General features: G+C 44.7%; 17 protein-coding genes. 3 read left to right on the top strand and 14 right to left on the bottom strand.

Features of this window, described 5'->3' with window-relative positions; all coding sequences use genetic code 11:
* Positions 1–35: 35 nt before the first annotated feature.
* From KI350_RS11580 to KI350_RS11565, 4 genes are all read right to left on the bottom strand, one after another.
* Positions 36–701 (bottom strand): 3D domain-containing protein, encoded by a 666-nt coding sequence (locus KI350_RS11580; protein WP_023856175.1) that lies wholly within the window; start codon positions 699–701, stop codon positions 36–38.
* A gap of 133 nt (positions 702–834) precedes the next feature.
* Entirely contained in the window at positions 835–1,155 is a 321-nt protein-coding gene (locus KI350_RS11575) for a YuiB family protein (RefSeq protein WP_011198260.1), read from the bottom strand.
* A 74-nt stretch (positions 1,156–1,229) separates the two neighbouring features.
* A complete protein-coding gene (locus tag KI350_RS11570; RefSeq protein ID WP_023856176.1) occupies positions 1,230–1,358 on the bottom strand; it encodes a YuiA family protein in 129 nt (42 codons plus the stop codon).
* Between the two features lie 189 nt (positions 1,359–1,547).
* The gene (locus KI350_RS11565; protein ID WP_026580067.1) at positions 1,548–2,765 is read right to left on the bottom strand and encodes an NAD(P)/FAD-dependent oxidoreductase; all 1,218 of its coding nucleotides are present in this window, start codon (positions 2,763–2,765) and stop codon (positions 1,548–1,550) included.
* Between the two features lie 357 nt (positions 2,766–3,122).
* On the opposite strand from KI350_RS11565, the gene yumC reads away from it, so the two are divergent.
* Positions 3,123–4,121, top strand: a complete 999-nt coding sequence (yumC, locus tag KI350_RS11560) for a ferredoxin--NADP reductase 2 (RefSeq protein ID WP_020452821.1) — start codon at positions 3,123–3,125, stop codon at positions 4,119–4,121.
* A 34-nt stretch (positions 4,122–4,155) separates the two neighbouring features.
* Here the strand turns inward: yumC and KI350_RS11555 are convergent, their stop codons facing one another.
* A complete protein-coding gene (locus KI350_RS11555; RefSeq protein ID WP_020452822.1) occupies positions 4,156–4,356 on the bottom strand; it encodes a hypothetical protein in 201 nt (66 codons plus the stop codon).
* A gap of 142 nt (positions 4,357–4,498) precedes the next feature.
* On the opposite strand from KI350_RS11555, the gene KI350_RS11550 reads away from it, so the two are divergent.
* Positions 4,499–4,723, top strand: a complete 225-nt coding sequence (locus tag KI350_RS11550) for a cold-shock protein (protein ID WP_020452823.1) — start codon at positions 4,499–4,501, stop codon at positions 4,721–4,723.
* Between the two features lie 104 nt (positions 4,724–4,827).
* Here the strand turns inward: KI350_RS11550 and KI350_RS11545 are convergent, their stop codons facing one another.
* The 5 genes from KI350_RS11545 to KI350_RS11525 all read right to left on the bottom strand — a co-directional run bounded on the left by KI350_RS11545 (position 4,828) and on the right by KI350_RS11525 (position 8,442).
* Positions 4,828–5,307, bottom strand: a complete 480-nt coding sequence (locus KI350_RS11545) for a GNAT family N-acetyltransferase (protein ID WP_020452824.1) — start codon at positions 5,305–5,307, stop codon at positions 4,828–4,830.
* Positions 5,308–5,409: 102 nt separating this feature from the next.
* Complete coding sequence (locus KI350_RS11540; protein WP_020452825.1) at positions 5,410–5,775, bottom strand: HesB/IscA family protein; 366 nt, start codon at positions 5,773–5,775, stop codon at positions 5,410–5,412.
* Positions 5,776–5,848: 73 nt separating this feature from the next.
* On the bottom strand, positions 5,849–6,706 hold the full coding sequence (gene dapF / locus KI350_RS11535) for a diaminopimelate epimerase (protein ID WP_025809778.1): 858 nt from the start codon (positions 6,704–6,706) through the stop codon (positions 5,849–5,851).
* A 125-nt stretch (positions 6,707–6,831) separates the two neighbouring features.
* Positions 6,832–8,049 carry a NupC/NupG family nucleoside CNT transporter gene (locus tag KI350_RS11530; protein WP_020452827.1) on the bottom strand — a complete coding sequence of 406 codons (1,218 nt, stop codon included), beginning with the start codon at positions 8,047–8,049 and terminating at the stop codon, positions 6,832–6,834.
* Between the two features lie 156 nt (positions 8,050–8,205).
* Entirely contained in the window at positions 8,206–8,442 is a 237-nt protein-coding gene (locus tag KI350_RS11525) for a YuzB family protein (RefSeq protein ID WP_003184941.1), read from the bottom strand.
* 271 nt (positions 8,443–8,713) lie between these two features.
* Between KI350_RS11525 and KI350_RS11520 the strand changes: the two genes are divergently transcribed.
* On the top strand, positions 8,714–9,781 hold the full coding sequence (locus tag KI350_RS11520) for an NAD(P)/FAD-dependent oxidoreductase (RefSeq protein WP_025809781.1): 1,068 nt from the start codon (positions 8,714–8,716) through the stop codon (positions 9,779–9,781).
* An 80-nt stretch (positions 9,782–9,861) separates the two neighbouring features.
* On the opposite strand, the gene KI350_RS11515 is transcribed toward KI350_RS11520, so the two are convergent.
* The 4 genes from KI350_RS11515 to KI350_RS11500 form a co-directional block, all read right to left on the bottom strand.
* Positions 9,862–10,233, bottom strand: coding sequence for an iron chaperone (locus tag KI350_RS11515; protein ID WP_048350786.1), 372 nt, complete (start codon positions 10,231–10,233; stop codon positions 9,862–9,864).
* Positions 10,234–10,429: 196 nt separating this feature from the next.
* Complete coding sequence (locus KI350_RS11510; protein WP_065643717.1) at positions 10,430–11,023, bottom strand: dienelactone hydrolase family protein; 594 nt, start codon at positions 11,021–11,023, stop codon at positions 10,430–10,432.
* An 87-nt stretch (positions 11,024–11,110) separates the two neighbouring features.
* Entirely contained in the window at positions 11,111–11,308 is a 198-nt protein-coding gene (locus tag KI350_RS11505; protein ID WP_154495611.1) for a hypothetical protein, read from the bottom strand.
* A gap of 5 nt (positions 11,309–11,313) precedes the next feature.
* Positions 11,314–12,420 (bottom strand): Rap family tetratricopeptide repeat protein, encoded by a 1,107-nt coding sequence (locus KI350_RS11500; RefSeq protein ID WP_020452833.1) that lies wholly within the window; start codon positions 12,418–12,420, stop codon positions 11,314–11,316.
* Positions 12,421–12,453: the final 33 nt, after the last annotated feature.

The raw sequence follows: 12,453 nt of genomic DNA, 5'->3' as shown, positions 1-12,453 counted from the left end.
AACGTTTAAGACGCACAGGTCTTAAACGTTTTTTCTTATTCTTTCGCCATTTTATATTTTTGTCTGAATACTTGCATCGATTTATTTTCATTCAGTTTCAGGAGATCCTCTTCGGTAATGGTGCCGTTTCCTTTTTTAATGACATACACATCAAGTGTTTTTTTGCCCCACTCTTTATAAACATCTTCAACCGTCTCATAGTACAAATCAAGCCGGTTCCCTTTGATGGCTGATCCGGTGTCCGCAACAACGCCATAGCCGTAGTCCGGTATGAACAATATCGTGCCGATCGGAAAGACCGACGGGTCGGCAGCAACGGTTGAATATAAATCTCTTTTAACTTTGACTCCCGAATATGTAATCCCGTAATCTGGATGATGAGGCTGTTTTCCCGTCGATTCCGCCCCTGCTGTATATCCGGTCGCGGTGACTTTTTGCTTCGGATACTTGGTCCAGTCAAAGGCATCTTCAAGCGATTTCGGTTTGTTTTTAATTTGTTCTGCGGCAGACAGAGACGTTTTTTCCGCTTTTTCTTTCGGAAGTGATTTAAAGGTGAGCATCAGCTGTTTCAAGGACAGATCGCGTTCTTTCGCCCAGCTGGATATGTCCTGTGCTTCCACGCCTGAAACGGCAAAGAAGGTCGTCATAAAAGCAAAGACAAACAAAACTGTCATCAAGAAACGCCGGAACATTGTCATCACTTTTCTCAAATCTTCCACTCCTCTCACCATCTAGTTGTTTCCAAGCGGAAACAGAAATATTCAGATGGCGGAAAAATTTTAAGAAAAGTGAAAAAATTAAATTCAAAAAACCCTCTCCCTTGAAGAAGAAGGCTTAAAACATTTGATATCCCCTTTTTCGCAACGCTTTAATCGTAACACCCGACAACAGGGCTCCGGCCATTCCGCTGGCTAAAATGATGATATCGGCAGCTGCCAATGAAGCCACTCTGTCAAAAAGGCCGGAAAATGCCTCTCCCGGCGCCTCTACATAGCGAATCAGCTTTTCTTTATTCACAATGAAAAGGCATACAATTGGATAAATGACAGCCATGATCCATGACATCCTGAGCAGCATATTCAGCAGAAAACCGATGCCGAAAAACAGGACGAAAAATAAGACAACTGAAATGATGACAACTGGTAAACTAATCAAAGCCTCCACCCCCAATTCACCTCTTTTAGTGTACATTGGGGAAGGAACTTGAGTCAATCATTGGAAAGCGGCGATCAGCGGTCTTTTCCCGTTCCCTTGCAGTTGTTGCACGTTTCCGAACCACCGAGCAGAAGCTGAAAATAGCCTTTTCCCGAACAAAATGGACAGGTTGATTCAAGGCGATGGGTTGATGTCGTCTTCATTAGTTACTCACCTTTTTCTTAATTTTCTGATAATATATCATGAACATTGTCAATAATAAAGTCAGAAAATATAACAGATCATTTGATGTAAGCGCTTAAAAGCTAAGCTTTCTTCCTTTTTCTTTCGTTTTTGAAGTTTTTAACCCCGAATAAAAAGCCCGCAGCTTCCGCTGCAGGCTTCGATTCCGCTTAGAAAAATTTAAACTTGCCTTTTTTCAGAACAAGTCCCGGCCCGCCGATCAGGAACAGCGAGCGGTTGTCGATGATTTTTTTCATCATGGACGCCGTCGTTCCCGTCATCTTTCTCCCGAATGCGACGCCGATTGCATCATGTTCGCCGAGAGAAGCGACAGAGCCTTTATTATCGAATGAGAACGTTTCCGTTTCTTTGCCGTGAATCAGTGCGGCCAAATTGTTTGCGCACGTTTCGCCCTGCTGCATGGAAATCTGCGCAGTCGGCGGATAAGGCCTTTCGGTTTCTTCATTTATGATCAGCGAGCAGTCTCCGATAACAAATATATCATCATGGCCTTCAACACGCAGATCAGGTTTTACCTTCACACGGCCGCGCATGTTTTCAAAGCCTGATTCTTCTATGATCGGGTTGCCGCGGACACCTGCGGCCCATACGACAGTGCCTGCTTTGATTTCTTCGGTCTGATCGTCTTTTCCACAGATGATTCCGTCAGGCGTGCATTCTTTCACAGCCGTGCCGATTTTGAATTCAACGCCTTTTCCTTCAAGGTAGTTGACCGCATAATCGACAAGCTCAGGATCAAAGCCCGGGAGAACGGACGGCGCGGCTTCCACGCATATTAAACGAACCTGCTGGCGATCGATATCGTATTCGCGGCACAGCTCAGGAATGCGGTTGCCCAATTCGCCCAAAAATTCAATGCCGGTAAAACCCGCTCCTCCGACAACGATCGTCAGGCGTTCCGGGCGCTTCTCGGCTTCTGTGTTATACGTCGCAAACTGATATTCAATGTGCTCGCGAAGCTGCCGGGACGAGTTGATGTTTGAAATGGAGAAAGCATACTCTTTCAATCCAGAAATTCCGAAAGTTTCAGGGACGGCCCCCAGCGCTACGACAAGATAGTCGTAACTAAGCTCGCCGGTTTCAAGGACGACTTTCTTTCCTTCTTTATCGATTTTCTTTACCGTATCCTGAACGAAATTGACACGGGATGTATTGATGACGTCTTTAATCTGATAGCGGCATCTGTCATGATGAAGTGTACCTGCGCTCGCTTCGTGCATCCAGGTTGTCTCATAATGATAATTGTGCTTGTTGACAAGCGTAACATCCGCTTCATTGACGCCGATTTTTTTAACAAGTCTCGTAACGGTCATTAATCCACCATAACCTGCACCTAATACTACTACTTTTGGCTTATTCAACGGAATCACATCCACCTTTTCTGTATTTTACTGCTAAGCCGGATTAAAAATAGCCTTTGGGTTATCTTCTGCCGGCTTCAGGCTTTTTATGAAAAAAAGTTTGTGAAACCCTTCACTTTAATTTGCCGAACAACGGAATGTTTTTCGGCTGTGCGTCGAAAAATATTCACGAATCTTTAACAAAATGTTCACAACTACATCATAGCCGCTCGCTTTTGCTTTTTCAAGGTTAAATATGCTCGGGCGGCAGACTTTAGATCAGACGGTAATATTTTCCGATCTTAAAAAAACAGACGCGCTCGTATTTATTTTATGTGATATGATATAATTAAGAACAATTTTCATTTAGGGGGCATTATTTTCATGCGTGAAGACTCAAAAGTATATGACATTACAATTATCGGGGGCGGCCCTGTCGGCTTGTTTACCGCATTTTACGGCGGAATGCGGCAAGCGAGCGTCAAAATTATCGAAAGCCTGCCGCAGCTAGGCGGTCAGCTGTCCGCTTTGTATCCCGAAAAATACATATACGATGTAGCCGGGTTCCCTAAAATCCGCGCTCAGGAGCTGGTCGACAATTTAAAAGAGCAAATGGCGAAATTTGATCAGACCGTTTGTCTGGAACAAGCCGTCGAAAGCGTTGAAAAACAAGCAGACGGCATTTTCAAGCTCGTCACCAACAAAGAAATCCACTATTCTAAAACGGTGATTATTACAGCCGGAAACGGAGCATTCCAGCCGAGAAAGCTCGAGCTTGAATCTGCGGCACAATACGAGAATGCAAACCTTCATTACTTTATAGATGATCTGAATCAATTTGCGGGCAAACGCGTTGCGGTGTTGGGCGGCGGCGACTCCGCCGTCGACTGGGCGCTCATGCTGGAACCGATCGCTAAAGAGGTGTCAATTATTCATCGCCGCGATAAATTCCGCGCACATGAACACAGCGTCGAAAACCTGCACAATTCAAAAGTCAATGTGCTGACACCGTTTGTTCCGACCGAACTGATCGGCGCCGAGCGGATTGAACAGATCGTCATCGAGGAAGTGAAAGGCGAGAGAAAAGAAATCATCGAAGTCGACGATGTGATCGTCAACTTCGGCTTTGTTTCATCTCTCGGACCAATCAAAAACTGGGGGCTTGAAATCGAGAAAAATTCGATCGTCGTCAAGTCCACAATGGAAACGAACATCGAGGGATTCTATGCAGCCGGCGACATCTGCACATACGAAGGAAAAGTCAAGCTGATTGCCAGCGGATTTGGAGAAGCACCGACCGCTGTCAACAATGCAAAAGCTTACATGGATCCTAAAGCGCGCGTGCAGCCGCTGCACTCTACAAGCATGTTTGAAAACAAATAAAAATGAAAAGGAGCCTGACACCGGCTCCTTTTCATTATATGATATTCAAATATGAGAAGATCGTTCCCAAAATCAGCACAATCGTTAAGATACCGACCACTCCCGCCGCAGTCAAGACAATCCGGTCCGTAATTTTCTGTGCTTTTGGAAGCGGTTTTTCGCAGCCGCATGCTTCACAGACTTTTGAATCGTAAGGCGTAAGCCCGCCGCAGCTTCTGCAGTTGATTTTTTCCATGGTTGAACCCCTTTTCTTTACTGGGCTTGGACTCTAAATAAACCTGTCCAGTATAGAATAACAAATTGACGAATAGAATGTCTTAAGATTCACAAAATATTCTTAAATGAACTCCAAAAAACCCTTGTTAGGAAGTGACGATATGTCTTACTACAACAATCGCAATCAAGAGCCTTTGCCAAAGGAAGATATCAGTACGTGGGAATGTACCGCTGAGGACTGCAACGGATGGATGAGAAAAAATTTCACGAGCAGCGATCGCCCTCTATGCCCTCTGTGCAACAAGGAAATGGTAAGCGGAAGCCGCTATATCACCTCAATCACCAACAACACGAGCAATCTCAACCGAATCTTTAACCAGAAATAAACACGATTGTTCCGGAAGCCCCGTTGCAAAAACCTTGCTCAGCACTTGAGCGGGGTGGCTGCATTGCTTCCTTCCGGCATTTCCCGAGCGATGCGGAAAACAGATTATGTTAAATCTTTTACCAAAAGAATCTCATCCCGAATCGGTATGCCGTTATCAGCGGCAAAGGGAATTTCAGGCTTTACTTTTCTTGCTTCTTCAACTGCGTTTACATACAGCTCGGCCATTGTATAGCCTCTCTTTTGATAAAACATAAACGCCCGCATATTATCGTTCGTCGTGATCAGTTTAATCGATTGACACTGTTTTCGCTTTGCAGCACGTTCCACTTCGTTTAAAAGGAGTGAGCCGATCCCTTTGTTTTCGGCAATACTGTCCAAGGAGACGACTTCACATTCGTTTCCGGCGATGAAGTACGTAATCAGGCCTTTTATATCGCCTTTTTCATCTGTCACAGCGAATCCTTCCAATTCATCGCAGCGGAATGTTCCGTGTGAATTGACCATGTCCGGACTTCCCCAATGCTTATGAAAAAACGCGGTAACGTCCGCTTTTGACAAGCCGAGCGTTGATACGAGTTTCATTTCTTTCCCCCCAGATCATAATAAAACGCCTTTTCGTCACGATGATGCATCGCAATGAAAGGCGTTTTTCTCATTCCATATCGTTGACCTGATGCCAATATGTCAGCACTCTTCAGGCTTCCCTGCATTCACTGCGGTTCTGAATGATGATCCGCAGCCGCATGAAGCGATGGCGTTTGGATTATCGATGGTGAAGCCTCCGCCCATCATCGATTGTTTAAAATCAATGACCGTACCGTTCATAATATCCAGGCTTTCTTGATCTACAAGCACTGTGATTCCATGCTGGACGAATTCATTGTCGTCTTCGTTTTTTTCGTGTTCAAAACCCATGCCGTATGACAGACCGCTGCATCCGCCGCCTTTTACTCCGATTCTCAAGAATGCGTTCTCCTCTTCATGCTCTTTCATCATATCCTTGATATGAAGAGCAGCCGCTTCCGTGACCGTAACTGTTTTTTCGCTCATAACATCACACCTCCTAAAAGCTCATGTGTACTTTATTATAAAGTCGCACGTCCGATTTCTCAAACGGACCGACTCATGATATAAAAAACTCGCCTTCACATACCGTTTCAGCGGGTCCTGTCATCATGACGCGTCCGTCATTTTTCCAATTAATGATCAAATCACCGCCGGCGAGATGGACGGTAATGTCCGTGTCCCGTTTGGAATAGCCGTTGAGTATCGAACTCACTGCGGCTGCGCAGGCGCCCGTTCCGCATGCCTGGGTAATTCCTGAACCCCTTTCCCATACACGGAAATGGAGTTCTTTGTCGTTTTCGACTTCAACAAATTCTACGTTAACCCCTTCCGGAAACCTTTCATCTTTTTCAATGAGCGGTCCCATCGACGTAAGCGGCGCTTTTTCAATATCGTCTAAATAAAAGACGATGTGGGGATTGCCCATGGATACAGCGGTACCTTTCATTTCCCGGCCGCCGAATATCATCTTTTCATTGATCGTCTCCGACCCCTGTTCACCGAGCATTGGCATATCTGATTTGAGAAGGCGCGGTTCACCCATATCGACTGTAGCCGATACAACTTTTCCTTCCTTCACTTCAATCTCAGCCTTTACCAAGCCTGAAAGAGTTTCAATTAAAAAGGATGTTTCCTTCACCAGTTTATGTTCATACGCGTATTTTGCAACGCAGCGCAAACCGTTTCCGCAGTTTTTGCCTTCAGATCCGTCGCTGTTGAAAATCCTCATTTTAACCGGCGCTTGATCTGAAGGACAGATGAGTATCATTCCGTCTGAACCGATTCCGGTGTAAACGGAAGACACTTTGACGGCCAAATCTGACAACAGCTCCTCAGGGAGATGTTCTTCAAACTGATTGACGTATATATAGCTGTTTCCTAAGCCGTGCATTTTAGTAAAACGAAAAGAATTCATAGCCGCCTCCACATTTTTTACTTTCTTCTAGTATAAAAGCTGAAAGGGATGGATACAATATGGCTATCCCCCGTTTTTCATACATAAAAGCTCCCTGCGTTCATTTGCAGGGAGCTTTTATCATGTTATCCGATAAACATACCGGCGATCGCCGCGCTTGTAAGGTTGGCCAATGTTCCGGCAGCAACGGCTTTCAAGCCGAGACGGGCGATATCGGAACGGCGGTTCGGCGCCATTCCTCCCAATCCTCCGAGCAAAATCGCCACAGAAGACAGGTTTGCGAAACCGCACAGCGCAAAGCTGATAATCGAAGCGGTTTTGACGGAAAGCTGATCAAACATCGGAGCAAAATTGGAATAAGCGACAAATTCATTCAGTACGAGCTTTTGACCGATAAAGCTTCCGGCCTGAACTGCTTCATCCCAAGGGACGCCGATGACAAAGGCGAGAGGTGCAAATACATAGCCGAGAATGAATTCAAGCGAAAGGTCTTTAAAACCGAACCATCCACCGATTCCTCCAAGAATTCCGTTTAAAACGGCAATCAAAGCAACAAATGCAAGGAGCATCGCACCGACATTCAAAGCAAGAGAAAGACCTGTTGATGCCCCTTTTGCAGCGGCATCGATGACATTTGCTGCGTCTTCGTCTTCAGCCATTTGAATATCTTTTTCTTCAATTTTCGATTTTTCAGTTTCGGGAATAAGCATTTTTGCCATAATCAAGCCCGCAGGTGCAGCCATAAAGCTCGCTGCAAGCAAATATTCGAGAGGAACCCCAAGAAGGGCGTAACCGAACAAAACAGAACCGGCCACTGATGCGAGTCCGCCTGTCATAACGGCAAACAGCTCCGACTTTGTTAAGTTTGCAATAAACGGCTTAATCACAAGCGGCGCCTCAGTTTGTCCGACAAAGATATTGGCAGCTGCAGAAAGAGATTCCGTTTTGCTTGTTCCGAGCAGTTTTGCCAATCCGCCGCCGATAAAGCGGATGATGACTTGCATGATCCGTAAGTGGTAAAGAACCGCAATCAGCGATGAAAAGAAGATGATAACAGGAAGAACGCTTAAAGCGAAGGCAGCGCTGTCGCCTACTTGCAAGAGAGGCCCGAAGAGAAAGCTGATTCCTTCATTCGCATAATTGACGAGATGCTGAACGGCTTTCGTAAACGAAAGAAACACTTCCCGCCCCATTTCCCATTTGAGAACGATGAATCCGAACAGGAGCTGCATCGCCAAACCGATTAAAATCGTTCTTATGTTAATTTTACTCTTGTGCTCAGAAAGCAGAAAAGCAATCGCGAAAATCGCCAGAATACCAAGAAGTCCCCATAAAATGTTCATGACCACACCTCTTATTATTTTTTAAACTTTTATTAAGATAACAATTAATGATTGGCCTGTCCACAAAAATTTTTAAGAATTTTTTCTCTTTTTATGTAAACCCTTTCAAACGAAGGCTTTGCATGAAAAAACGAGATCACCAAGATGACCCCGTTTTTAAATAAGTTCATTTTCATCAATGAACTTGTATATATTTTCGACCAATTCAGCCGGATTATTCGCTGTCACCATTTCTCCGTTTACAAGAGCATACATGGTCTGCATGCATTGTCCGCAGTAACTCAGGCAGCCGTATTCGACGACGTCCAGATTCGGATCTTTCTCCAATATTTCTTTTGCTTCCTGAGAACCTTGGGCAAGATTGCTGACGCAAAACTCAACGATTGGAAACACTTTATTTCACCTCACATTGCTTTTTTATCGTACCCTATTTACGTTTCAATAGTCAAAGTTTAAGGCTGAGGAATAAAGCTTTTGTAACATATTAATACCTTAAAGGGTTTTACTAATTATCGATTCAAGGCGGATATGTAGGTTATTTTCCCGAGAAATATTGTGATTTTACATCAAATTAGATATAATTCTAGAGGGTATTTACATAGTTTTTTAATTTTGCAATGAAAAAGGTTAGTTTCTTAATCTGAGGGGAAAAGGGGAATTACCAATGAGAAATTTAGTCTTGCTCGGCGGCGGGTACGGAAATATGCGGATCATTCATCGTTTGCTGCCTAACCAGCTGCCAGATGATGTGATGATCACTTTAATCGACAGAAACCCTTACCATTGTTTGAAAACGGAGTACTACGCACTGGCTGCGGGGACGATTTCCGATCATCATATCAGAGTGTCCTTCCCGGATCACCCGAAGTTAAAGATTGAATACGGGACGATTTCGTCTGTTGATTTGGAAGGGAAAAAAGTTTTGTTTCATGACAGGGAGCCGATATCTTATGATGACGCCGTCATCGGGCTCGGCTGTGAAGATAAATATCACAACGTTCCCGGTGCGCCTGAACATACCTACAGCATTCAAACAATTGATCAATCACGCAGCACTTATCAGGCGCTCAACAACTTAAATGCGGAAGCCACCGTTGCGATCGTCGGGGCAGGACTGAGCGGCGTTGAGCTTGCGAGCGAGCTGAGAGAAAGCCGAAAAGATTTGAACATCGTCCTTTTTGACCGTGGAGAATTAATTTTGTCGAGCTTCCCGAAGCGTTTGAGCAAATATGTTCAAAGCTGGTTTGAAGAGCACGGCGTCAAGATTATCAATTGCGCCAACATCACAAAGGTGGAAGAAGGCATCGTCTACAATCATGACGATCCGATACAAGCTGACGCCATCGTCTGGACAGCGGGGATACAGCCGAACCAAATCGTTCGGGATCTCGATGTGGAAAAAGATCCGCAAGGGCGCGTCGTCCTGACGCCGCACCATAACCTGCCGGGAGACGAACACGTGTATGTTGTCGGCGACTGCGCAAGCCTGCCTCACGCGCCGAGCGCACAGCTGGCCGAAGCTCAGGCGGAACAAATCGTCCAAGTGCTTGAACTGCGCTGGAAAGGCGAACCTCTTCCTGAAGCGATGCCGAAATTCAAGCTGAAAGGCGTGCTCGGTTCACTCGGCAAAAAAGCCGGCTTCGGTTTAGTTGCCGAACGGCCGTTGATCGGCAGAGTGCCTCGCCTGCTGAAATCGGGCTTGCTTTGGATGTATAAGCATCATAACGGATAAGATTGCTCGAAACCTTAGCGTTTTTTAATTAGGGCGCTCTCTCGCCTTCAATGAGAGTACGCCCTTATTTTTGCGTTTTTTTATTTCCGCCAAAAAGTTGAACAGTCCGCCTTATCCGCAAGATTAAACTCGATCATTTTTTTAAGTAATGAGAAATCAAGCGGACGATCCCACGGGAAACGGACAAGCTGCTTCGTATGATCATAGCCGGCCTGCACGATTTCTTCAGAAAAACGATCAATTCCCGCGCTTTCAGGGGCAACAGCCAGGTGATGTTTCGCTGTGCTGAAACCGATAATAAAAGTGCCGTGATCGGTAAACATAGGCTGATTCCAGGCGATTTTCGGCGTTAAATTTGGAAATGTCTCCGCTGTCCAATTCAACACTTCCTCCATCCGGGCTCGATGTTCCGGGTGATCAATTCCTTCTAAATATTCTGCAAAAGCTTCCATGTTGCTCCCTCCTAAAATTAAAATGATGCTAGAACTTTGTTTCGCAAATGAACCCTTTGTAATAAGTCTATCCTTGGAACAGTTTCATTCGAATTCCCCCAGATAAGATTCTACTCAAAAAAGCCCCCTTGTCATCGGCGAGCTTTCTTGAATTGAGCGTCATACCTATTATAGCGTTTCCATGCCTGTCCACTTTTTATAAAGCTATTAAAAACTCCATCATCGTTTCATAAGCAATTTGCGAGGACTGCCGGTTGTATTTTACGGAATACGGGTCGCTAAATCCATGCTCTCCCTTCAGCTTCACCGTTTTGACATTCTTTGATTCCAATTGGGATATACACGCGGCAACGTCAAAGGACTGCTCTTTTTCCGGAAAAAAAAGCAGTGCCGGACATGAAGGCGATATGTTCAGATAGTCTCTTATCCGGGAGCCGTAGTATCCGGCGATCCCATTGACACGCTCATCTTCGCTGCAAAGCCAGGCAGCGGTTGCTCCGACGCTGAACCCGAGTAAGATGATCTTACGATATTGACGATCCAGCTTGGATATGATTGTATTTATTTTGCGCAAAACACCGGGGAAACCGACGTTTTCCATAAAAAAAAGATAAGCCGCTTTTTCTTCAGCGTATTCAAACGGCTGATTCCGATTTAACAAATTGGGGCAAATAACATCAAAGCCCTGCTCAGCTATCAATTGGCAAACATCGTGCATGTGCCGGTTAATCCCGTATATTTCGTGCAGCACGATAACAGCTGTATCGGATTTATTTTGAATATGTATCATGTTCTGACTCCTTGTCTCTCATTGCTGCATAAAAAAAGGGCGCCGCCTTCGGCGCCAGTTTAACAGCTTGTACGGCAACAAATCAGGTTATGCAGTCTTTTGCAAAGCTGCAGGCGCTTTACCATCAAAGCTGTCGAGAAAAATCGCTCTGCCCGCCATCAGCTGGGCCGGCTTATCGTCAAGAAAAATGGCGCGACCGGCAAACTCGGCATTTCCCTTCGGCTGAGACGAAAAACTTAAAACGACAAGGCTGGCAAAGACGGCAGTCAACGCAACGGCAATCATCTTTTTCACTTTAGCTCCTCCGTTCTTTTAAGAATTTGGTCTCTTGCATGATGAGATTCTTCAAAATATTCGGCAGCTTTGTCTGCATCTCCATTTTCTTTATAGTAAAGTGCGATATCAAATGTTAATTCCGCTACATCTGTCCAGAGATTGATCGTTTTAAGATATTCTAAAGCATGTTCAACCGTAAGTGGATCCTGTTCATCATACAGAGCATGAATAAGTTTAAATTTCGACAAATATTCCCTTTCTCCTGCTTTTTCCGCACGGAAAAATCCTTTTTCATACAATTTGCGGGCTTCTTTGACAACATTTGATTTGTATAGCACATGTGTCAGTTCAAACATGGAGTGGATGCCGTAAACCGATTCTTCATGCTCTTTGATAAGCAGCGCTTCTTTGAAATGATGTTCGGCCAAGGTGAGGAGATTGCGATTGACATAGCTCAATCCTAAGTTGTGGTGAGCCATACCGAGGAGAACGTGGTGCTTGATCAGTGCCGCGTCTTTTAGGGCTTGCTTGTAATGCTGTTCGGCTTCATCAAAACGAAATAAATCGAGTTTATTTGCTCCGATCAGCATATCGTTGCTGATCGCTTTTTGAATATAGTCATCATGTGTTTTGAAGGTTTTTAGAGCTGTTTTTGCATGGTTTAAGGAGAGGAAATTCTGTTTGATTTGATAGTAGGCGATAGCCAGTTTGTAATGGAATTCGGCGATTTCGATTTGATCGGGGATTGTTCTGAGCTTTTCTTCGGCTAGTTTATAATAATTGATGGCATTTGTATAATCCTTTTTATGAAATTCGTACATGCCTGCGAAAAAGAAATAATAATATTCGATCATGTCATCTGTGCTTTGCATATCTGCTTTTTGCTCCTGAATATCTTCGAACAATTTGGTGGAAGCTGCAAACTCTTCTGTCAGCAGTTTGTGCCGATAGTCTAAAAGATTAAAATAAAGAAGCAGATCTTGATTTTCTTCCATATTCGGCAGCCGGTGCTCAATGTCGTATTTAATCGAGACCGCTTGTGCCACTTCATGGCGCTTGATCATGACATACCATTGATTAAGCATTCCCGCGACTTCCTCATAAGCAATTTTTGTCTTCAATCGTTTATCCTTCCTTTCCTCCCATGCCTCTTC

It is taken from the genome of Bacillus sp. J41TS8 (genome assembly GCF_018333035.1).
GTDB classification, from domain to species: domain Bacteria; phylum Bacillota; class Bacilli; order Bacillales; family Bacillaceae; genus Bacillus; species Bacillus paralicheniformis.
The sequence above is the reverse complement of the archived record's forward strand: the minus strand, read 5'-3'. Positions and strand labels throughout refer to the sequence as shown.